Raw genomic sequence first — 21,170 nt, 5'->3', positions numbered from 1 at the left:
TTCTTGCTTACTTCTTTTTTCGCAAAAAGAAGTGAGTCGCCCAGCGAGGGCGAAATAAAATCTAGCTACATATCAATTACTGGTTTAGCTGAAGTCCGCTTACTGCCGTATCACTAAGATTGTGAATCCGAATTTTTAATGGTTGAAATTGCGATTAATAATTTTTTCATGCTCAAATCGATGAGCTTATTCATTGCCATCTTCAACGACTTGAATTCTTCGCATGGATTCAGTCTTGGCCGCTTAACGCTTTACTCATCCGGCGCGTTAGCGATCGGCTGCAGTTTCTTGTTAGGGAGATTTACTCCACAGTTCTGGCGTATATAGATTTCTAAACCTCGAGAAAGGCTCCAAGTGGGAGTATGTCTTTTCCACATTCTCGTAGACTTTAGGTACGCTGATGTTCCCCGCCAATCCATACGTAAGCTCTCTGCACATTGCCTGAACAAAATGCAAAAGTCCTGACGAAGACAGTGGATTATGGTAGACATTGTCTCCGAGAGGGAACGCTTGTGAGACAAATTGCGATGTTGGATATCGCGTTTCCATATAAGCATCTTTGAGCACCGCTACCAGCTCTCGACCTATATAACCATCATGACTGCGGTCTAATATCGAACTTAGCCTCTCTCCGCCAAGGAGCGACTCAGCTTCATGTATCATTTCCTCGAATTTATGGCTATATCGCTTAGCATAAAGAAGAAATTTTGATTCAATCTCCGGCTCGGTAGCATCTGGATCCAAGTCCTTTCTTGAGTAGATGAGCCTACTCTTAAGATATTTCTCTAGCGCAGTAACCGCAAAAAATGAGCAATGGTAATCAAACACCCATTCTTCAGATGTATGAAAGGAATAATAGAGGTCGCTCAGACCATAAAACATCCATGTCTCTGACTGATACTCCCAAGTCACTTATATCTCCCTAACGCCAAGCTCACCTGCAGTTTTTGCTGGGAGCAATTATGTAAAATGAAGCGCAGCGACATACGCAATTGAGCGTAGCAAAAAATGTCAGGTGCAGCTTTTTGTTAGGCATTTTATTTACCCCGCCGAACAGTTATTACAGCCCATACATGAGGTATTAATAATGCGATTATAAATGCAATACCAACCCCTACTGCTAATATTGCAAACCGTTGACCAATACCAAAATATAAAACCGAACTGGTAATGATAAGCACGAGTGGTGCTAGATGTAATTGCCTATAAGTTCTAAAAACTAGACCAAGCGCTATTGTTGGAAAAACTGCTCCAAACACCCAAAGCGTAACCGCTAACCATAGATAGCGAACAATATCAAAATGATAATATGCATTACAGAGATATGAGCCTACAACTCCAAGGAATGCAGCAATGCATGAAATTATACAAAACTGTTTACTTGGACTCATATTCTTGTGCTGCCTAACTACTTAGCGCTTATCTGTTGTGCGTAGCACGACATATAAACGCCTCTTGGACTGAGCCGCTTTGCGGTGGTGGCATCTATTATTGTTTAGAACACCTGTATCTACTGTAGCCATTGAAGGCCAACCATCCTTAGCTGTCTGATCCATTTCTGGTATTTCCCTATTGTAGCGTGGCGCTGACGTGCAGATTCTAGCTCTATTTAAGCACTTTTCCGGTAAATGTCCACACGTTATCCCAGTGGCGTGACGCACTGTGCTGATCAATGCGATTGATGTAATGCTATCTACCGTCTTCGCATCATCGTCGTCGGCCCTCCGAAGGGCGTTCTCCCACAATACGCAAAGCGGGTTGCTTGCATTGCGGGCAGACTGCGCAGCTAGGCTGTGACTGTGCTACCGGACTAGCGTCTGCCACTACCTCTGTCGTGCAGCGCACTTCATACAAAAACCAAAAAAAAGGTTCTCACGTGGAGAGCCTTTTTAATCAACACCTGCAAGGCTTTAAATAAGCCATTACCTGCAAACAACTTTCTAAACCAAACTCACGCTAGCTCAAGAAAAGCTCATAGGCTGGGTTATCAGTTTCTTCGTGAAAGGGGTAGGCCAGTTTTTTAAGGAAGGACTCTATTTCAGCCCTTTCTTTTTTATCTGCCTGCAGACCAACTAAAACCCGACCATAGGCAGCGCCGTGATTGCGATAATGGAATAAAGAAATATTCCAGCGATTGCCCAGCTTGGTTAAAAAGTTCATCAAGGCGCCGGGGCGCTCTGGAAACTCAAAACGATACAGCAACTCAGTTGTCACTGCCGCTGGTCGATGGCCGCCCACCATGTGACGAATATGCAACTTCGCCATTTCATTGTCGGTGAAATCTGCCACCAGATAATCCATTTTCCGCAGGGTCTCTACCAGTTCTTCACGATCACCCCCTCCGGCCGCCACTGATACACCCACAAAAATTTGGGCGTCGCGGTCATCGCCAAAGCGATAATTAAACTCGGTAATATTGCGACGCCCCAAGGCCCCGCAGAATTTCTTAAAGCTGCCAGGGCGCTCGGGAATAGTAACGCTCAAAATGGCTTCGCGCTTCTCGCCAATTTCAGTGCGCTCGGCAATGTAACGCAAACGATCAAAATTGGTATTGGCACCACTGTCTATCGCCAGCAGTGTTTGGCCTTTGCAGTCGTTCTCTTCAACGTATTTTTTCAAGCCCGCCAAGGCGAGCGCGCCAGCAGGTTCTGCAATCGAGCGGGTATCATCAAAAATATCCTTGATCGCCGCGCACATTTCATCGGTGCTTGCAGTAATGACACCATCAATGGTTTTGCGTAATACCCGAAAGGTTTCTTTACCAATCTGCGCGACCGCAACACCGTCAGCAAATATACCCACTTCCGGCAATATGGCTCGACGACCTTTTTCCAAGGCCAACTTCAGACACGCCGCATCTTCTGGCTCTACCGCGATCACCTTCACTTCCGGACGAACATATTTGATGTATGCCGCAACACCGGCAGCTAAACCACCACCGCCAACGGGTACAAAAACTGCGTCCAGCGGGCCTGTCACCTGACGAAGAATTTCCATGCCGACAGTACCCTGACCTGCGATAATCTCTGGGTCATCATAGGGATGGACATAAACCATGCCCTTGTCTTCCACCAGTTTTTTGGCAAAGACCGAAGCCTCGTCATAAGTATCGCCATGCAATATAACCTTGCCGCCACGGGCCCGCACCGCATCAACTTTAATTTGCGGCGTCGTTCTAGGCATCACGATAGTCGCTTTAACGCCAAGCTTTAAAGCAGCCAGCGCCAAACCTTGGGCGTGATTACCGGCCGAAGCCGCAACCACGCCTCTGCCGAGCTCTTCGGCAGTAAGACTCATCATTTTGTTGTAGGCGCCGCGCAGCTTGAAAGAAAATACCGGCTGCAAATCTTCGCGCTTCAACAAGACTTCGTTATCCAGTCGTTTGCTCAATAAGTTCATGCGATCAACAGGCGACTCTATAGCGACATCATAGACGCGAGCTTTCAGGATTTTTTTAACATAACTCTCGGGCATGGCTCTGTGCGGTCTCCATTACTGCGCAAAAAATACGCAAAAATTCAGCTGGCCAGTCTACCGCGTCTAAGAACAAAGCGCAGCAAACCCGCAGCATCCAGGGCAAAACAAGTATCGGCCTCAGCCGCCTCGTTTATGCCCTTCTTACAGCTTAACTAGAGCGGCACATCGCAAGACCCGACAAGGAGTCCCGCGAACCGCCGATATTTGCACCTCGCAATTGGCCGCTAGCAATTTTATACTTGCTCGCAATCTACCCCCAGCGCAACAGCAAAGGTCGACAATGACACAAGATGAGCTAAAACTTGCGGTAGCACAGGCCGCAATTGATCACATCACACCCGCCATACTCGATGGCGAAATTATCGGCATTGGCACCGGCTCTACCGCCAACTTTTTCATCGACTTATTGGCAAAATTTAAAGGCGATATCAAGGGCACCGTTGCCAGCTCAGAAGCATCTGCGCAGCGCCTACGCAAACACGGTATAGAAGTCTTTGAGCTGAACACCACCGGCACCATCGCGGTTTACGTTGATGGCGCAGATGAAGCCAACGAGCGACTTGAGCTAATTAAGGGCGGCGGCGCAGCCCTCACCCGAGAAAAAATTGTCGCCGCAGCCAGCAAAGAGTTTGTTTGTATTGCTGATGGCAGCAAGCTGGTCGGCCAACTGGGCGCGTTTCCCCTCCCCGTAGAAGTCATTCCAATGGCGCGCAGCTATGTGGCGCGAGAACTCGTTAAATTGGGTGGCAACCCGGTCTATCGCGAAGGCGTAGTAACCGATAATGGCAACATCATTATCGACGTCTATGACTTTATGATTAGCACGCCGCGTAAAACCGAAGAAGAGATAAACAACATTACCGGCGTGGTCACCAATGGACTTTTCGCTTGCCGGCCAGCGGATATATTATTACTTGGCACTGCGGACGGTGTAAAAATACTGAAAGCATGATCTTAAACACGACGCGCTAATTCTAGGGCGTCGTATCGACACCACTTAAGCGACGATCGTCTCAACCTGCAAAAAATCGCCCAGCTCAGCCAGCAATTTATCACCAGAATTTAGCGGCCCGACGCCAGCCGGTGTTCCCGTTAACACCACGTCACCGGGCACTAAGCTAAAACTGTGGCTAATCTCACTCAATAAATTTTCAACACTGAACAGCATATCCCCACAGCTGCCTTGCTGCTGCAGGCCACCGTTACGCGTTAATCGCAAGGTCAGCGACTTAAAATCCAAACTCGGATCAAAGGGAACAAACTCAGCAAGCGGGCAGGCGCCATCAAAGGCTTTGGCGCGCTCCCACGGGTGACCCTTTTTCTTGAGCTCGTCTTGCAGCTCTCGCAGTGTTAAATCCAAGGCAAGTCCAATTCCGGCAATGGCTCCGCGACATTCCTCTGGCGCCGCCTTTGTTAGCGGTTCGCCAATGAGCAGCGCCATTTCTAACTCGTGGTGACAGGCGCCCATACCCTCGGGCAGCGCCAATGGTTCAGCCATTGCCACCATGGCGGTCGCCGGTTTCATAAACAACAGCGGCGATTTAGGGATCTCATTGCCAAGCTCTTTGGCGTGATCTGCATAATTGCGGCCAACACACACTACCTTACCCGGTAGGTAAGGGAATTCGACATTACCCAGCAAGCGATGGCGATACATTTACATACTCCGCAGACTTATAAGCCATGCTCCAAGATTCATAGATCGAAAATTTTGCCCGGATTCATAACCCCCTTGGGATCAAAAACCTGTTTAATTTGGCGCATCAGGGCGATTTCGGTCTCGGAGCGGGAGTAAGGCAAATAGGCTTTTTTCAGTAATCCCACGCCATGTTCCGCCGACACGCTGCCGCCAAACTTGGCAACAATTTCAAATACGCCCACGCTCACCGTGCCGCATTTATCAAAGAACTCGTCTTTATCCATGTCGTCGGGTTTAAGAATATTAAGGTGTAAATTACCGTCGCCAATATGGCCAAACCAAATAATTTCGAAATCTGGGTATTGGGCGCTAACCAAGGCTTCAACCGACTCTAGAAAGTCCGGTACGCGAGAAATAATAGTCGAAATGTCGTTCTTGTACGGCGTCCACTTAGAAATGGTTTCCGAGATATCCTCACGCAGGCGCCATAAGTTTTTAAGCTGCTCCAAACTCTGGCTCATCACGCCGTCAGTAACCCAGCCCTCTTCTACACAAGCCTCAAACAAGGCCATCGCCTGGGCCTCAACCTCGTCGTTCAAGCACTCAAATTCTAGCAAGGCATAATAGGGACAGGTCGATTCAAAGGGCCGCGGCACCTTGCTATGGGCCACCACTTTTTGCAGTGCTTGTTCAGAGAAAAACTCAAACGCCGTCAGATCCATCTCAGCCTGAAAACGATTAAACAAACTCATAATGCCGCTAAAATCTTCAACCCCCAGCACAAAAGCCGTGAGATTCTTGGGCGGTCGCGTGAGTTGCATGGTGGCCTCTACAATCAGGCCCAAGGTGCCCTCAGCGCCAATAAAAAGCTGACGCAAATCGTAGCCCGCATTGTTTTTCAGCAAGCCGCGATTTAACTCCAACATGTCACCATTGCCTGTGACCACTTTTAAACCCGCAACCCAGTCGCGGGTCATACCGTAGCGAATCACTTTGATACCGCCGGCGTTGGTGGCGATATTACCGCCAATTTGCGACGAACCAGCCGATGCAAAATCAACCGGATAAAATAGTGCGTGCTCCTCGGCAAAATTCTGCAGCTGCTCAGTAATCACCCCAGCCTGACACACCACCGTGCGATCAATCGGGTCGAAGTCACTGATATGGCTCATATAATCAAAGGACACCACCACTTCGCCATTCGCCGCTACCGCGCCGCCACTCAAACCGGTGCGCCCACCCGACGGCACTATGGCAAATTCCAATTGATTCGCCAGCTTTACCACCGCCTGCACCTCTGAAGTGGTGCGGGGAAATACCACTGCCAAAGGCGCCGGAGTATGGACTTTAGTCCAGTCTCGGCCATGACTTAACAGGATTTCAGCGTCACTGCGTACTTTGTCGTTGCCGACGATTGCCTGTAGCTCACTAATAATGGCTTCGGAAGACGGTAAGGGGCTTGCCGACATGGTAAAAATGCCTCTCTGAATAGCACTTGGGAAAGGCGCTTATGATACCATACTGCGCTTTCACTGTACCTCAGAGTGGGGCGAGCAAACTCATGGCAAAAACATCCCTCGACAAAGCCAAAATCAAATTCCTATTATTGGAAGGACTTCACCAGTCCGCTGTCGATGCCCTGCATGCGGCGGGTTACACCAATATCGACTACTACCAAAAAGCCCTGCCTGACGACGAGCTTAAGAAAAAGATCGCCGACGCCCATTTTGTCGGCATTCGCTCGCGCACCCAGCTCACTGAAGAAGTATTGGATGAAGCGAAAAAACTGATCGCTGTCGGCTGTTTTTGCATTGGTACCAACCAAGTTAATTTACAGGCTGCCACCGAGCGCGGGATTGCGGTATTTAACGCCCCGTTCTCAAACACCCGCTCGGTCGCCGAACTGGTTATCGCCGAAGCCATCTTATTGATGCGCGGTCTGGCTGAAAAAAATGCTGCCGCTCACCGCGGTGAGTGGATGAAAACGGCCGTTGGGTCCTATGAGATTCGCGGCAAGCGCCTTGGCGTTATTGGCTATGGCTCAATTGGTATGCAGCTGTCTGTTATTGCCGAGAGCTTGGGCATGGAAGTGTGTTTTACCGACGTGGTCAATAAATTGCCACTGGGTAATGCCAGCCAAGTCAGCATGGGCGAGTTACTTGCTACTTCTGACATTATCACCCTGCATGTGCCGGAAACGCCGTCGACTCAGATGATGATCGGCGCCAATGAATTTGCCCAAATGAAGACTGGTGCGATTCTAATTAATGCGGCGCGCGGCACCGTCGTTGATATTGACGCCCTAGTGAATGCACTGCGCGACAATAAATTAGCTGGCGCGGCAATCGATGTCTTCCCAGAAGAGCCCCGCAGCAATAGCGACGAATTTATTTCACCGCTGCGCGACTTCGACAACGTATTTCTGACTCCCCATGTTGGCGGATCAACCGTCGAAGCCCAGCTTAATATCGGCATGGAAGTCGCAGATAAACTGGTCAAATATTCAGACAACGGCACCAGCACCTCATCGGTTAACTTTCCGGAAGTGGCGCTGCCAGCTCACCCCGGCAAACACCGTATTCTGCATATTCACCACAATGTTCCGGGAATACTCAGCGCAATAAACCTGATTTTTTCTGACAACAACATCAATATTTGCAGCCAATACCTGCAAACCAGCGAGAAAGTCGGTTACGTAGTCATGGATATCGACGAAGGCTCCAGCGAATTTGCGGTTGAGAAATTATTACATGTGAAAGGCACTATTCGCTGCCGCGTTTTGTTTTAAAACCACTTACTACAGGAAGCATTGTCGAAAATGGCTGACATTCTATCCCCCGAACTCGCCGCCTTACTAGACAAGCGCGCGCTCGTAGGAATCAGTTATTTTGATCTCAACGGCGATGCCCTGCAGCAAAGAATGCTAGCCGGCACGGTAGTCAGAGTAACGATAAAAGAAGGTATCACCCTGCGCCAAACTAATGAGGAAGAATTCACTCTGCCCTCATCAATGGCGCCGTGGTTTATCGCTCCAGCGGGTGATTACAAAACCGGTGACGGCGAAGCAATTAGCAATCCAGATTACTTAGTCACTTGGGATGTGCATCGCTGCCAGGACACAGACAAGCCAGAAGGCGAGCACCAATGGTGGGAATGGGTGGCGAATACTACGCCACCGTCGGTGGGTTGATCCTCGAACCTCTGCAATGAGCTTAGACCAAAGCAGGAATTCCTTGGCGGCAACAAACGCCGCACCCTCTTCGCAAGGGCGGGTATTCTCTAGTAGCTCGTCATACCTAGCTTGATCGGGTATCTATGTGAGCGGAGTGATTGGCTTTGGTTCTAGCGGAGCACGTCGTCGTGCAAAATCTGCGGTCTATGGATCCTCAATCGAGTTGAGGATGACAGAATAAAGTAGATCCCAAGCAAGGACCTCCGCCATACCCGACCCCGATCGGGTATCCATGTGAGCAGAGTGATTGCCTTTGGTTCTAGCGGAGCACGTCGCCGCGCACAGTCTGCGGTCTATGGATCCTCAATCAAGTTGAGGATGACAGAATAAAGTGGATCGCAAACAAAGACCTCCGTCATACCCGACCCCGATCGGGTATCCATGTGAGCAGAGTGATTGCCTTTGGTTCTAGCGGAGCACGTCGCCGTGCAAAGTCTGCGGTCTATGGATCCTCAATCGAGCGGAGGATGACAGAATAAAGTGACTCGCAAGCAAAGACCTCCGTCATACCCGACCCCGATCGGGTATCCATGTGAGCGGAGCGAATGCCTTTGGTTCTAGCGGAGTACGTCGCGGTGCAAAGTCTGCGGTCTATGGATACTCAATCGAGTTGAGGATGACAGAATAAAGTGACTCGCAAGCAAGGACCTCCGCCATACCCGACCCCGATCGGGTATCCATGTGAGCAGAGTGATTGCCTTTGGTTCTAGCGGAGCACGTCGCGGTGCAAAGTCTGCGGTCTATGGATCCTCAATCGAGCTGAGGATGACAGAATAAAGTGGATCGCACGTAAAGACCTCCGTCATACCCGACCCCGATCGGGTATCCATGTGAGCGAAGCGAATGCCGTTGTTTTGATGCTCGCTAATTGAAATGTTTTGGCGATTTACTGTAAGCCTTGGTTTCGCCCTTGCTGGGCGACTTACCCCATAAAATACAGCGCAAAAAAAACCCCGCCAATGCGGGGCTATTTCAATAACAAAACTACTGAAAATTATTGTGCCGTATTTTGTACACCTATAAGAAACTCAACATACGACGCCTCACCGGTACTACCATCATCGAACTCGGCAGCCGTTTCAAGCTCACTAACTGCTGAAATCAACATTGTGCCGTTAGCCGCCACCAAGAACTCCGCCGTACCATTATCAGGGAAAGTGACAGTCACCGCGTTACCCACCTGAATGAAGGTTATTACGTCGGTTGCATTAGCGTCAGAAAAGTCTTGAAATTTATTATTTGGGATATTGGCCTCGAAGTACTTGTCAGACTCAAGGACAAAGGTACCGCCCCCACCATTAGCATCAAAAGAAACTGTCGCCTGTAATGTTCCGTTAGAGATATTGACGAAGTCGTTGCCTCCCGCAGGATTGTATGATTGTCCGTCGCCATCATTAGGATTTTCACCCACAGCAACTTCACTGATTATACTACGCACGCTAAATGATTTACCTGCAACGCTTAAGCTAGGTGCGGCGGCCTCCAGCGCAGCAATGCGCGTCGCGTTGTCGTTAATGGCCGTAATCAGCGCCTGAAATGTACTGTTAACATCAGCGGCTACCGCCGGTTGCCCGGCTGTAAAAGTTGAGACGCCACTGTTATTCACCTGACCGGCAATCAATGAGCCAGCGGAGAGAGCCAATGCGGCGGTAAGTGCGATTACTTTTTTCATATTATTCTCCAAAATTTTAGAACGTTCGTCTTGATCGTTAATGGAATACGCTTTCTATTGCCAGTTAGCGCCGTTCCAATTGAAGCTGTCCCACACTGCGTCTGGGCTGTCGCCATCACAGGCGTCACCTATACCGTCGCCGTCGGTATCAGTTTGAGTAGCGTTAGCTATGCTAGGACAATTGTCACTATTATCACCCACACCATCTGAGTCAGTGTCCACAGTTTCGTCGCCGTTATCAGGGAAGGCGTCACTGTTATCGCCCACACCATCTCCATCGGTATCTACAGACTCAGTAGAATCCAACGGGAAGGCATCTGCGCCGTCATTCACACCATCGCCGTCGTCGTCAGTGTCAGCGTTATTGCCAATGCCATCACTATCGGTGTCAATGGTTTCGCTAGCATCCAGCGGGAAGGCGTCGATCTCGTCGTCAACGCCGTCGTTGTCGTCGTCGACATCGCATGCATTGCCCAAGCCATCTTGATCTTGATCTGCTTGATTAGCGTTAGCTACCGCAGGACAGTTATCGCCATTGTCACCCACCCCATCCTGATCACTATCAGTATCTTCAGCGGCATTAAGAGGGAATGCGTCCTGACTGTCCGCTACGCCGTCATTGTCATCATCGCTATCGCAGGCATTACCAACGCCGTCCTCATCGAAGTCAGCCTGCCCCTGATTGGCAGTATTAGGGCAATTATCCACGCCGTCCGCTACGCCATCGTCATCAAGATCTGAGGTGGTCTCAGCTGGTACAGGTGTTGCCGATGCAGTGCCATCTTCCAAGTCGCTACTATCGGTACTAACGCCGGTGCCTTGCTTCTCGCTAACCAAAATCGATTCGACGTCAGCCACCAAAATATTAGTGCCCGGTATTGTCAGCGTCGCGGGATCAACATTGATCTGACTAACAATATCAGCGACATCACTGAACGCAGAAATCGCCTGACCGTCGGCTTGGCCGTCAATCTCGCCATCACTAAGATCTGCCGCTAAAGCCGAAAGCAAGCTGTCGGTTGTTTCCGGAGAGTTAGCATTACTCGCCTGAGCTGCGGCCCGAATATTTAACAATATCGCGCTGACAGCCTCGATAGCTGTGCGATAAGAAGCAGCCTGACTAAGAGACTCAGTGGTGGTAGTCGCCGCCGTCACCATAGGTGGCGTGCTATTCAGATCAAGGTTGCTAGGGATACCGAAGCCCAAACTGCTGGCCACCTTTGCGGCGGCAACACTAAACCCTTGCAGAAATTCTGCTTCCGTTGTGGTGCCGTCATTATTGCCCGAAAACCCACCGGTATTGCTGTCGGCCTTAAGCACAGCCAAGTCATAAGCAAGTGTAGTCAACGGGGACGGATAAATAGGGTTTGCCGAGGCGGTTGCTGTATCAGCAAGCACTGTCCTAAAAACAGTTACCGCAGGCGCAGCGCCGGAGGCAAGGTCAATAGTGTCATCGTCTGCCGTGACCTCAAAAATAATAACACCGCTATGATCACCGGGGATTTGAAGGCCCTGAATCTCCGCCTGTGAACTAGTCGAACCAGTATCTAATAGTGTTCCTTGAAATTTACTGGCACCGCTAGAAAATTGATAAATACTAACGACAGCGTTAGCCATGGGTCCTTTAACTGCACTACCTGATACATTACCGGATTGATTGGCGCCGCCACCGCCGCCTCCATCACTTCCACATGCAGCAAGCGCGGCCGAAAGAAGGACGGTGCACGCAGCTTTGCCTGCAGCGCTGCCCGATCGGGAAAATTGCATTGGCCAGTCTCCTGATAATTTATATTTATATTATTTTGTGACATAGCTGACACAAAATTGTCACAGTCAAAAAACCATAGCAGCAAAATTTGCGCGAAGTAAAGAAAATTCAGAGACTAAATAATTATATATTTTATTCGAGGCTGATCTATACTTTTTATGTGGAGGCACTTATCAATACACGAGCATCTTTGAGTAGCGCCACACCCAAATACAGTTCGTCGCGCACAATGATGGGTATTTACGTGACACTAGATCGATAATTTTTATTCAACACTACGCTTACAATTCTAATGTGAGTCATATTTCTACACTATTCGTCCCATAAAGTTGATTCACCAACCCGGCAAACTAAACAAGAATAATGGTAACAAACACAGAGTCTCAAGACGATCAGGGGAGTGATAAGATAAGCAAAATCAGAACATATCTCGCAAGCACAAATGCCCGCTTTTACTCAACCATGACATTCAAGTATCAACACTATTTTTATTTAGGCGCTTTTAGTTTTTACAAAATAATTAAAGATAATCATCGCAGGCCTGCCATAACTGTTCCCGAAACGCCTCACCCTCTTTCGCCAAATGATGTCTAGCGCCTGGCACATGGATAATTTTGGCATTGGGAAATTTACGCTTAATGCGCGGCAAGTTATATCGCCAGTCAACTGTCTCGTCCTCATCACCCTGTAAAATCAATACCGAGCTGGGTACCGGCGCCTGGCGAAGAAACCATGACTGCCATTTCTTTAATGCACCCACCCAACTCACAGGCAATATTCTCGCCTGCAGGGGATCTCGCTCTCGCAAAAATTCAAGAAAAATCTGATCGTCTGAATTATCCGCAAATTTACGCGGCAAGCTATGGATAAAATATTTCAACAACGCATGTGCTGGTCTGCCCCAGTGCCACTTGGTCGGACGCAGTAGCGGCGCCAACAACACCACCCGATCAAAATCAGCCTCACCACCACTCAATAGATGCGACATTAGCACCGCACAACCGGTACTTTGTGCCAAGCCAACCCGCCGCGCCGGCAAGCCAAAGTCAGCAACAACCCCAAATGCATCGCTCAAGACTTGCCGATAACTCATAAAGTCATTAATGGCCGCACGCTCCCCGGTCGATAAACCGTGGCCGGGCAGGTCATAGGCAACAACGGAATAGCCATGCTTTAAAAAATAATTAATAACATTATTAAATAAACCAACGTGGTCGTAGTAACCGTGATAAACAAACGCCGTACTGTGGGCATCCGGCAAACTAAAAACCTGCATTGCAATGCGTTCGCCAGCGCTATCAAAACCACCAAATAAATGTCTAAGCCCCGGATAGGCCTCCTCAAAATTGGTGTCGAAATAGCTGCTGTAATCTAGCGCCCAATCGATATCCGCAATCAGGCTGTCCGCAGATATATCTGGCAGCGATGGCAAGTTGAACGGGTCAAAATCTACAGACCAAGTAGTCAATGGAGTTACTCCAAAAATAGATTATTCAATTAAGTCGATTACAAACACACAATCTCAAGCGCGACCGAAAATAAGCAGAGGGAATCTATCTAAGCCCTAGGCAAATTCAGCAGCCTGAGCCGACAAGGCCTGCTGCACAAGTTTACGACTAGATTCGTCAGGCAAACAAAGCACACCGCCAGACTCACTTTCAAGTTGAGCGAGGCTAACCGCAACAATGTCTTCCGCCGTCCACCAAAGCTCATCCGGCACCTTAGTAACATCGGCCTTAGCCATAGGCTCTCGATCACCAAAATCACTATGAGTATAGCTAGGACACAAACACTGAACCCGAATACCATCTGCTTGCACCTCCAGCTGAAGCGCTTGTGAAAACATGGTCAAAAACGTCTTGCTCGCGCCATACACTGCAGAATATTTTAATGGGAAGAAACTGCCAAGTGATGATACGTTTATCACCACGCCACGCCCTTCATTTTTCATATAGGGTAAGGCCGTGCGGCACAGTGCCAAACTGGCATTGCAGTGCAAATTCACCATGGCCATTTCTATATCCAAATCAGATTCGGCAAATTTTCCAAAGCTAGCAAAGCCGGCATTATTAATTAGTATAGTGACTGGGCCTTTCTGGCGAATCGCCTCCATGACCCGAGTAACGCCCTCGGTAACTGTCAAGTCTAGGGCAAAGCTAGTAATAGTTAGACCGGGGCTCTCTAGCTCGGCCACGACCTTAGCTAGCTTAGCTGGGTCACGACCGACCAAAATCATGTCCTTGCAGCGGGGTGCAAGCTGCAACGCAAATGCCCGTCCTATTCCTGCCGAGGCACCTGTGATCAATGCAATTTCTGTCCGCGAAGGCGTAGTCATTCCCTATCCTTTTTTTATTTACCATTTAATCGGCCCGACTAATCGCTACAACACTAATCATTGCGACCCCAAGCAGTGCGATATAGTACCTTAGCTGATATTGCTGGCAAACCACTAAGCAGAATCACTCGATATATACACTGCTCCAAAACTGAGGTTTGTGACTGAGCGGCTCCCTAGGCTAAGCTAGATAGGATAATTTTCAGACCCATGATTTGGAGTACCAACAATGCCCGCTGACGCCGCCAAGACTCTAAGGTCACTAATAGGCACCGCCCTGCCCATTATCCAAGCGCCGATGGCCGGGGTGCAAAACCATAAGCTAGCCGTCGCGATATCAAATGCCGGGGGCCTGGGCTCGCTGCCCTGCGCCATGCTTAGCGACGAGGCATTAGAAGCCGAGCTGAACACACTGACATGCCAGACCAACAAGCCCTATAACCTAAACTTTTTCTGCCACACCTCCCCGCAGCCCGATCCAGCAGCCGAAGCCGCTTGGCGGCAGCTGCTTCGCCCCTACTATGATGAACTTGGCCTGGATGCCAAGGCCATAACAGCAGGGCCTGCGCGCAAGGCCTTCAGCAGTGACACCGCCGACCTTATAGAAAAATTCGCGCCACCCATTATTAGTTTTCACTTTGGATTACCTGAGCCGCCGCTATTAGATCGGCTGAAATCTTGGGGGAGCATCATATTAGCGTCTGCCACTACCGCCGATGAAGGGCGCTGGCTAGCAACACATGGCGCCGATATCATCATTGCTCAAGGACTTGAGGCGGGTGGACACCGCGGTATGTTTCTAAGCGACAATGTTGCGTCGCAACTCCCACTGAGGGAGCTGCTCACGGCAATACAAGACAGTGTCGACCTACCAGTCATCGCCGCCGGGGGCATTGGCTGCGCCGCAGATATTTCCGAAATAATGGCGCTCGGCGCTGCTGGGGTATTAATCGGCACTGCCTTTTTACTGTGTCCAGAAGCCGACACCAGCGCAGTTCATCGTGGAGCATTGCAAAATGAATGCAGTGTGGCCACCACCTTAACCAATGTCTTTTCGGGTCGACCCGCGCGCGGAATCATCAATCGGCTTATCAAAGAAATCGGCCCTATCAATGCACTCGCCCCTGCCTTTCCCTTTGCGAGTACGGCCATCGGCCCACTGCGCAGCAAGGCTGAAAAACTAGCAAGCGGGGATTTTTCTCCGCTCTGGGCGGGCAGCAATAATCAGCATTGCCGCAATATACCGGCCGCACAAGTACTGGCCGAACTCGCAGCGGGATTGCCGGAATCTTTTAAGACTTAATGCAAAAGTGACTCAACTACGGCTAGATTGTCATATCAATTCATCGACAAGCTATTACACTGCGCCAAGGCAATTTGCTACGGCCTCCTTGGGCAACGGAAAAATTTAAATGAAAAAATTAATGATTTATTTTGCGGCGGGCAGCATCGGTGCGCTGGCCAATAGTGTGGCGCTCTGGTGGCTGGGCTATTACGGATTTACTGCGCGCTTTAATATCTCTATTGCGCCCCACCTTGATCCGGCTTGGCTTTACCCAAGAATAGTTTGGGGCGGTCTCTGGGGATTACTTTTCATCCTTCCCATGCTGCAATCTCGCCTATTATTTAAAGGACTACTGATTAGTTTAGCACCAACAGCAGTGCAGCTACTGCTAATATTCCCCCAAGCAGGAAAGGGCCTCGGTGGCACCGAGTTAGGGATATACACACCTATATTGGTTTTATTGGTGAATGGCGTCTGGGGGCTTGCCGCCGCTTTAAGTATTCGCTTAGCGCGCTAACAATTTGCACCTCTGAACTTGCACTACACTCTCGCCACACTTAATTCAGAAGCAGTGAGCGGTTTATTTTCAGTAGGAAACGGCAACACCATATTCACCAGAAATTATTTTCATCCATTGAAAAAGGGGTTAACTATGCTGAATGAATTCAAAAAGTTTGCCATGCGCGGCAATGTTGTCGATATGGCTGTGGGTATTATTATCGGCGGCGCATTTACCACCATTGTAAAAAGCTTGGTCGCTGACATCATCATGCCTCCGATTGGCATTATGATGGGTGGTGTCAACTTTGCAGAACTGTTTATCACCATAAAAGAAGGCGCCGAAGTTGCCGGGCCTTATGTCACGGTGGAGGCCGCAAAGGCTGCAGGTGCGGTCACTATAAATTACGGCGTATTCATCAATACGATGATCAGCTTTATTATTGTCGCGTTTTCAGTATTTCTGCTTATCAAAGGTATGAATAATATGAAACGCAAAGAAGAGGAAGCGGCACCCGCCGAACCGACTAACAAAGAGTGCCCACACTGCATTAGCCAAATTGCTCTAAAGGCGACGCGCTGTCCAAGCTGTACATCAGAACTCACTTAAAGAAATAAAAATCTCATGACGGTCATTGGTCGGCGCCAGCGCCACTGATGACTGCCTCTATTTAGAGACTAGCAACTTTTTCCAACCGTCCTGACCGAGCTGCGCAATCAAACTCTTTTTATTTGCGTTTAGCACTTCTTTTCTGGCTACCGCGATCAACTCATCGCGGACGTCTGGCTCAACCCCAGCCAGAACATATAAATGGCGCTGCGGGCTTGCCGTTTTCTCCAAAATTCTCATTCCCTTGAATTTGGCGACCCGAGACCAATCATCTGTAGCCGGCGACACCAAAAGTGTTTCTGGGGGTAATTCGGCAGCAAGTTCAGCCTTGGCATAGTCGAGCAACTTACTCACTACAGCGACCATCGCAACCTTTGCGGCAAGTCGGCTCTGAAGTGAAATAGATGGCAGGCGGCTTTTATCACCATAAGCGAGGAAGTCAGCGCCCTCATAAACATCGAGATTACACACCCAGGCAGGGGCCTCGCCCCGGTCGCTATCCGGATAAGCACATTCAGCCCATACCGGCGCCGCGAATAAGCAAGTAAATAAGATACTCAGCGGCAAAAGTTTTCGCATGTCTCCACTCCAATTACGATTATCCTACAGAAGCCTACAATGAAAGGTCTGATTCAGCCACCACTAGCGTAAGCGTAACGTGGTAAAACAAGGGCTTTAAAGTGCCTCAAAAGCAAAACCTAAGTGCTTCGAGGTTTCTATTAGAATGACGATCCCGCTTCCTGCAAAAATGCCTGCTCTTCAGCTGAAGACGGCCGTCCCAAAATCTCATTGCGATGCGGGTAACGACCAAAGCGAGAAATTATCTGTTGGTGGGCAAGTGCAAAGTCGTAATTCTTTTCTATGCCTAAGGTCTTGTAAAGTCGCAGAGATGCGCTCTGAATCGCCAGCGACTCACTATGCATATAAGGCATATATAAAAAGACGCGTTGCTCCGGTGTCAATTCAGCCTCGGCGTGAACGCGAATCGCTTCCTGCGCCAAGACCAAGGCCTGACCATCAGCGGCAAAGGCCCTCGGGGTATTGCGAAAGATATTGCGAGAAAACTGATCCAATACAATAATCTCCGCTAGCCGACCCATTGGCTTATGGCGCCAAGAGTATAGCTCTCCGGCTATCGCCGCCTGATGAATATCACCAAAGCGACTAGCGATAGTGTTATCAAGCTCAGCGCTGCTACCAAACCATGCTGAAGGCGGCAGCTCAGCGAACCAAAATTCCATTATTACGCGGTAATGCATAGCTAGCGGCTATTCCTTGTTTCTTACAAACACTGCCTATTATCACCATAAATCCTTAAACTGAAAGTGCGGAATTACCCTGATTCCGTCAGACACTGTTAGAATATGTCACGGCAACGAGGCCACACAGTGTTCAGGAGAGGCCGATGCCCAAAGCAAAAACAGTTAATTTCGAAACTTCGCTCACTGATCTAGAAAAGCTAGTGCAGAGCATGGAGTCTGGTGAACTAAGCCTAGAAGACTCACTAAAAGCCTTCGAAAACGGCATGCAATTAAGCCGTGATTGTCAGCGTGCACTCGCTGACGCCGAACAAAAAGTGCAGTTACTAATGGAAAAAGACGGCGACATCGTCAGCAAAACCTTAGATACGGATAACTAATTGATGAATAGGGAGTTTTCGGACTTTCTCGCTAGCTGTCAGCAACGGGTACAAAGCGCACTACCAGAGCGAATGCAAAATACCGGCAGCGAATTTGCCGCGATTGATGCCTCTACCCGTCTACACACTCTAAGCGAAGCCAGCCTATACAGCCTTCTCAATGGCGGCAAGCGAGTGCGCGCCACCTTGGTTTACGCTGTGGCGCAAGCCCTAGGCAGCAACATCGAAGGGCTAGATGATATTGCCTGCGCTATTGAAATGGTGCACGCCTACTCTCTGGTTCACGACGATTTACCCGCCATGGACAATGACAATCTGCGCCGAGGCAAGCCCACCTGCCATATCGCCTACGACGAAGCGACCGCCATTCTGGTCGGTGATGCCCTGCAGGCACGCGCCTTTGAACTGCTCGCCAATCTGCCTGGCGAGCAAGACAGCACCAAGCTCGCGTTAATCCGTCAGCTTAGCGCCGCAGCCGGTCCACGGGGCATGGTCGGCGGCCAAGCCATTGACCTCGCGGCAATAAATCAACAACTAGACCTAAGCGCATTGCAAACCATGCATCAGCTTAAGACCGGCGCGCTAATCCGAGTCGCCCTGAGCATGACGGCCAGCTGGTGCCAGGCTCTCCCAGACCAGATCACCAAACTGGATGAATACGGCAAAGCAATAGGTCTGTCGTTTCAGGTCCAAGACGATATTATCGACATTGAAAGTAACACCGAAACCCTGGGCAAAACCCAGGGCGCCGACCAAGCCCTAAACAAACCGACTTTCCCAGCCCTCTTGGGTCTAGATGGCGCTAAAGCACTGGCTGCGGAATTACATCAGCGCGCATTGACCGCCCTCAGTGACTTTGACGAGCGAGCCGACCCGCTGCGCGCTCTGTCGCACTATATTATTGACCGCCAATATTAGCGCGCAGGCGCGGCGCGGCCGGGTCAGGTTTTTTCGATTGCTTGATAGGCCCATGCGGAAATAGCCATAATGCTATATACGGATAGGTAAAATAGTGCAAATTCGTTTACAATCTCGCCCCTTTCACAGGTTCTGGGTTTACGTTAGATGTTTCAGGAAATCCCCCTTACAAGGCCAGCCACACCATTGCTGGATACGATCGACTCCACAGCCGATCTGCGTCGCCTAGACGAAAATGAATTAGGCGATCTGGCCCTGCAACTAAGGGAATACCTGCTATACACCGTGGGACAAACCGGCGGCCACTTTGGCGCGGGACTCGGCGTAGTCGAGCTAACGATTGCCCTCCACTATATTTACAACACCCCAGAAGACCGCTTGGTATGGGATGTTGGTCATCAGTGTTACCCCCACAAAATTTTGACCGGCCGCCGCGACCTTATGGGCGGCATGCGCAAAGCTGGCGGGCTTGCAGGTTTTCCTAAACGCGAAGAAAGCCCTTACGACACCTTTGGTGTAGGCCACTCTAGCACCAGTATCAGCGCCGCATTAGGCATGGCGATTGCCTCTCGCCAGCAAGAACTCGACCGCCACACCGTTGCGGTGATTGGCGACGGCGCGATGACCGCCGGCATGGCCTTTGAAGCCATCACCCATGCCAGTCACACCGGCGCCAATATGCTGGTTGTGCTCAATGACAATCAAATGTCGATTTCCAAAAATACCGGTGGCCTGAACACTTACTTCTCCAAAATGTGGGCGTCTAAAACCTACAACCAAATACGCAGCAGCGGTAAATCCGTCCTCTCAAAATTCCCGCGCTCAGCCACCGACATTGCCGCCAGACTCGAAGAATATATGAAGGGCATGGTGTCACCGGCAACCCTGTTTGAAGAACTAGGCTTTAATTATATTGGCCCCATAGACGGCCACGACCTCAATATTTTGGTGCCAACACTGCGCAACTTGCGCGAGCTTCCCGGCCCGCAAATGCTGCACATCATGACGCGCAAGGGCAAAGGCTATACGCCTGCAGAAGAAGACCCGGTGGGTTTTCACGCCATCTCTAAAATTGAGCCCAAACCCAAAAATGGCCAGATTCCCGCAGCCAAAGCCAAGCTACCTAAATATCAAGATATCTTTGGTAGCTGGCTTTGTGATCAAGCCGAGCTAAGCCCCGAGTTAGTCGCCATTACACCCGCCATGTGCGAAGGCTCTGGCATGCTCGAGTATTCTGAGCGCTTTGCCGATCGCTTCTACGATGTTGCCATTGCCGAGCAACACGCCCTGACCTTTGCTGCGGGTATGGCCTGCGACGGTCTAAAGCCCGTCGTCGCTATTTACTCCACCTTCTTACAGCGCGCCTACGACCAGTTAATCCACGACATCGCACTGCAAAACTTGGATGTCACCTTTGGTATTGATCGCGCTGGACTGGTCGGTGAAGACGGCCCAACCCATGCCGGCGCCTTTGACCTTAGCTTTTTGCGCTGCATCCCGAATATGATCGTAATGGCACCCGCCGATGAAAACGAAACCCGGCAAATGCTTCACACCGCTTATCACTACCCCGGCCCAGCAGCTGTTCGCTACCCGCGCGGCACCGGTCCTGGGGTAGAAATTCAAGAGGCGATGACGCCATTGGAAATAGGCAAGGGCCGCATTGTTCGCGAAGGCACAAAAATTGCGATTCTTAGCTTTGGCACCTTATTGAGCGCGGCCATCAGCGCCGCAGACACAATAGGTGCCACGGTTGCCGATATGCGCTTTGTAAAACCGCTGGATACTGAACTGATAGACGCCCTAGCTGACGATCACACCCTGCTGGTCACTCTAGAAGAGAACGTTATTGCCGGTGGTGCCGGCAGCGCCGTGTGCGAATACCTCAACCAGCAAGGCCGCTGGTTACCGGTGCTGCAATTAGGTCTGCCAGATCAATTTATTGACCACGGCAAACATCAGCAGTTACTGCGTGATATCGGCTTAGACAGCGAGGGCATCATCGCCAGCATTCGCCGCCGCGCCGCAGCCATCCCCGAACTTCAGGCCAGCCTAGCGGCAGCTGCGCAGCACTAAATCGACGATATGAGTATTGCG

Annotated in this window: 20 protein-coding genes; 9 read left to right on the top strand and 11 right to left on the bottom strand. The window is 50.0% G+C overall.

What is annotated here, in order from left to right; genetic code table 11:
* Nucleotides 1-291: 291 nt before the first annotated feature.
* From AB4875_RS03775 to ilvA, 3 genes are all read right to left on the bottom strand, one after another.
* Nucleotides 292-912, bottom strand: a complete 621-nt coding sequence (locus AB4875_RS03775; RefSeq protein ID WP_368374715.1) for a hypothetical protein — start codon at nt 910-912, stop codon at nt 292-294.
* A gap of 125 nt (nt 913-1,037) precedes the next feature.
* Nucleotides 1,038-1,391 (bottom strand): hypothetical protein, encoded by a 354-nt coding sequence (locus tag AB4875_RS03770; RefSeq protein WP_368374714.1) that lies wholly within the window; start codon nt 1,389-1,391, stop codon nt 1,038-1,040.
* A gap of 565 nt (nt 1,392-1,956) precedes the next feature.
* A complete protein-coding gene (gene ilvA / locus AB4875_RS03765) occupies nt 1,957-3,474 on the bottom strand; it encodes a threonine ammonia-lyase, biosynthetic (RefSeq protein WP_368374713.1) in 1,518 nt (505 codons plus the stop codon).
* A gap of 283 nt (nt 3,475-3,757) precedes the next feature.
* On the opposite strand from ilvA, the gene rpiA reads away from it, so the two are divergent.
* Entirely contained in the window at nt 3,758-4,429 is a 672-nt protein-coding gene (gene rpiA, locus AB4875_RS03760; protein WP_368374712.1) for a ribose-5-phosphate isomerase RpiA, read from the top strand.
* Nucleotides 4,430-4,474: 45 nt separating this feature from the next.
* Here rpiA and AB4875_RS03755 read toward each other — a convergent pair whose 3' ends face one another.
* Together AB4875_RS03755 and AB4875_RS03750 are read right to left on the bottom strand one after the other, a co-directional pair.
* Complete coding sequence (locus AB4875_RS03755; protein WP_368374711.1) at nt 4,475-5,134, bottom strand: fumarylacetoacetate hydrolase family protein; 660 nt, start codon at nt 5,132-5,134, stop codon at nt 4,475-4,477.
* 38 nt (nt 5,135-5,172) lie between these two features.
* The gene (locus AB4875_RS03750; protein ID WP_368374710.1) at nt 5,173-6,585 is read right to left on the bottom strand and encodes a D-2-hydroxyglutarate dehydrogenase; all 1,413 of its coding nucleotides are present in this window, start codon (nt 6,583-6,585) and stop codon (nt 5,173-5,175) included.
* Between the two features lie 92 nt (nt 6,586-6,677).
* Between AB4875_RS03750 and serA the strand changes: the two genes are divergently transcribed.
* Together serA and AB4875_RS03740 are read left to right on the top strand one after the other, a co-directional pair.
* Complete coding sequence (serA, locus tag AB4875_RS03745; protein ID WP_368374709.1) at nt 6,678-7,904, top strand: phosphoglycerate dehydrogenase; 1,227 nt, start codon at nt 6,678-6,680, stop codon at nt 7,902-7,904.
* Between the two features lie 30 nt (nt 7,905-7,934).
* Entirely contained in the window at nt 7,935-8,306 is a 372-nt protein-coding gene (locus AB4875_RS03740) for a hypothetical protein (RefSeq protein ID WP_368374708.1), read from the top strand.
* A 1,036-nt stretch (nt 8,307-9,342) separates the two neighbouring features.
* On the opposite strand, the gene AB4875_RS03735 is transcribed toward AB4875_RS03740, so the two are convergent.
* The 4 genes from AB4875_RS03735 to AB4875_RS03720 form a co-directional block, all read right to left on the bottom strand.
* Entirely contained in the window at nt 9,343-10,020 is a 678-nt protein-coding gene (locus tag AB4875_RS03735; protein WP_368374707.1) for a hypothetical protein, read from the bottom strand.
* 54 nt (nt 10,021-10,074) lie between these two features.
* Complete coding sequence (locus AB4875_RS03730) at nt 10,075-11,787, bottom strand: thrombospondin type 3 repeat-containing protein (RefSeq protein ID WP_368374706.1); 1,713 nt, start codon at nt 11,785-11,787, stop codon at nt 10,075-10,077.
* A 521-nt stretch (nt 11,788-12,308) separates the two neighbouring features.
* Nucleotides 12,309-13,256 carry an alpha/beta hydrolase gene (locus AB4875_RS03725; protein ID WP_368374705.1) on the bottom strand — a complete coding sequence of 316 codons (948 nt, stop codon included), beginning with the start codon at nt 13,254-13,256 and terminating at the stop codon, nt 12,309-12,311.
* Nucleotides 13,257-13,352: 96 nt separating this feature from the next.
* Nucleotides 13,353-14,123: an SDR family NAD(P)-dependent oxidoreductase gene (locus tag AB4875_RS03720; protein ID WP_368374704.1), complete on the bottom strand. Its 771-nt coding sequence runs from the start codon at nt 14,121-14,123 to the stop codon at nt 13,353-13,355.
* A 229-nt stretch (nt 14,124-14,352) separates the two neighbouring features.
* Between AB4875_RS03720 and AB4875_RS03715 the strand changes: the two genes are divergently transcribed.
* The 3 genes from AB4875_RS03715 to mscL all read left to right on the top strand — a co-directional run bounded on the left by AB4875_RS03715 (nt 14,353) and on the right by mscL (nt 16,516).
* The gene (locus AB4875_RS03715; RefSeq protein ID WP_368374703.1) at nt 14,353-15,426 is read left to right on the top strand and encodes an NAD(P)H-dependent flavin oxidoreductase; all 1,074 of its coding nucleotides are present in this window, start codon (nt 14,353-14,355) and stop codon (nt 15,424-15,426) included.
* Between the two features lie 109 nt (nt 15,427-15,535).
* Nucleotides 15,536-15,925: a hypothetical protein gene (locus tag AB4875_RS03710; protein WP_368374702.1), complete on the top strand. Its 390-nt coding sequence runs from the start codon at nt 15,536-15,538 to the stop codon at nt 15,923-15,925.
* Between the two features lie 135 nt (nt 15,926-16,060).
* Entirely contained in the window at nt 16,061-16,516 is a 456-nt protein-coding gene (mscL, locus tag AB4875_RS03705) for a large-conductance mechanosensitive channel protein MscL (protein ID WP_368374701.1), read from the top strand.
* 57 nt (nt 16,517-16,573) lie between these two features.
* On the opposite strand, the gene AB4875_RS03700 is transcribed toward mscL, so the two are convergent.
* Together AB4875_RS03700 and AB4875_RS03695 are read right to left on the bottom strand one after the other, a co-directional pair.
* Nucleotides 16,574-17,095 (bottom strand): hypothetical protein, encoded by a 522-nt coding sequence (locus AB4875_RS03700; protein ID WP_368374700.1) that lies wholly within the window; start codon nt 17,093-17,095, stop codon nt 16,574-16,576.
* Nucleotides 17,096-17,235: 140 nt separating this feature from the next.
* Nucleotides 17,236-17,757: a DUF924 family protein gene (locus AB4875_RS03695; RefSeq protein ID WP_368374699.1), complete on the bottom strand. Its 522-nt coding sequence runs from the start codon at nt 17,755-17,757 to the stop codon at nt 17,236-17,238.
* A 164-nt stretch (nt 17,758-17,921) separates the two neighbouring features.
* Between AB4875_RS03695 and AB4875_RS03690 the strand changes: the two genes are divergently transcribed.
* The 3 genes from AB4875_RS03690 (at nt 17,922) to dxs (ending at nt 21,149) form a co-directional block, all read left to right on the top strand.
* Nucleotides 17,922-18,155, top strand: a complete 234-nt coding sequence (locus AB4875_RS03690) for an exodeoxyribonuclease VII small subunit (RefSeq protein WP_368374698.1) — start codon at nt 17,922-17,924, stop codon at nt 18,153-18,155.
* A 3-nt stretch (nt 18,156-18,158) separates the two neighbouring features.
* Nucleotides 18,159-19,073, top strand: coding sequence for a polyprenyl synthetase family protein (locus AB4875_RS03685; protein WP_368374697.1), 915 nt, complete (start codon nt 18,159-18,161; stop codon nt 19,071-19,073).
* Nucleotides 19,074-19,220: 147 nt separating this feature from the next.
* On the top strand, nt 19,221-21,149 hold the full coding sequence (gene dxs / locus AB4875_RS03680) for a 1-deoxy-D-xylulose-5-phosphate synthase (protein WP_368374696.1): 1,929 nt from the start codon (nt 19,221-19,223) through the stop codon (nt 21,147-21,149).
* Nucleotides 21,150-21,170: the final 21 nt, after the last annotated feature.

Origin of the sequence: Zhongshania sp. R06B22 (assembly GCF_040892595.1) — a bacterium.
In the GTDB taxonomy this organism is placed as follows: domain Bacteria; phylum Pseudomonadota; class Gammaproteobacteria; order Pseudomonadales; family Spongiibacteraceae; genus Spongiibacter; species Spongiibacter arctica.
This window is presented reverse-complemented; position numbering and strand designations above follow the sequence as displayed.

Coding starts and splice junctions, on each gene's coding strand:
- AB4875_RS03770 (WP_368374714.1), bottom strand. CDS start 1,391: ATGAGTCCAAGTAAACAGTTTTGTATAATTTCATGCATTGCTGCATTC.
- ilvA (WP_368374713.1), bottom strand. CDS start 3,474: ATGCCCGAGAGTTATGTTAAAAAAATCCTGAAAGCTCGCGTCTATGAT.
- rpiA (WP_368374712.1), top strand. CDS start 3,758: ATGACACAAGATGAGCTAAAACTTGCGGTAGCACAGGCCGCAATTGAT.
- AB4875_RS03755 (WP_368374711.1), bottom strand. CDS start 5,134: ATGTATCGCCATCGCTTGCTGGGTAATGTCGAATTCCCTTACCTACCG.
- AB4875_RS03750 (WP_368374710.1), bottom strand. CDS start 6,585: ATGTCGGCAAGCCCCTTACCGTCTTCCGAAGCCATTATTAGTGAGCTA.
- serA (WP_368374709.1), top strand. CDS start 6,678: ATGGCAAAAACATCCCTCGACAAAGCCAAAATCAAATTCCTATTATTG.
- AB4875_RS03740 (WP_368374708.1), top strand. CDS start 7,935: ATGGCTGACATTCTATCCCCCGAACTCGCCGCCTTACTAGACAAGCGC.
- AB4875_RS03735 (WP_368374707.1), bottom strand. CDS start 10,020: ATGAAAAAAGTAATCGCACTTACCGCCGCATTGGCTCTCTCCGCTGGC.
- AB4875_RS03730 (WP_368374706.1), bottom strand. CDS start 11,787: ATGCAATTTTCCCGATCGGGCAGCGCTGCAGGCAAAGCTGCGTGCACC.
- AB4875_RS03720 (WP_368374704.1), bottom strand. CDS start 14,123: ATGACTACGCCTTCGCGGACAGAAATTGCATTGATCACAGGTGCCTCG.
- AB4875_RS03715 (WP_368374703.1), top strand. CDS start 14,353: ATGCCCGCTGACGCCGCCAAGACTCTAAGGTCACTAATAGGCACCGCC.
- AB4875_RS03710 (WP_368374702.1), top strand. CDS start 15,536: ATGAAAAAATTAATGATTTATTTTGCGGCGGGCAGCATCGGTGCGCTG.
- mscL (WP_368374701.1), top strand. CDS start 16,061: ATGCTGAATGAATTCAAAAAGTTTGCCATGCGCGGCAATGTTGTCGAT.
- AB4875_RS03700 (WP_368374700.1), bottom strand. CDS start 17,095: ATGCGAAAACTTTTGCCGCTGAGTATCTTATTTACTTGCTTATTCGCG.
- AB4875_RS03695 (WP_368374699.1), bottom strand. CDS start 17,757: ATGGAATTTTGGTTCGCTGAGCTGCCGCCTTCAGCATGGTTTGGTAGC.
- AB4875_RS03690 (WP_368374698.1), top strand. CDS start 17,922: ATGCCCAAAGCAAAAACAGTTAATTTCGAAACTTCGCTCACTGATCTA.
- AB4875_RS03685 (WP_368374697.1), top strand. CDS start 18,159: ATGAATAGGGAGTTTTCGGACTTTCTCGCTAGCTGTCAGCAACGGGTA.
- dxs (WP_368374696.1), top strand. CDS start 19,221: ATGTTTCAGGAAATCCCCCTTACAAGGCCAGCCACACCATTGCTGGAT.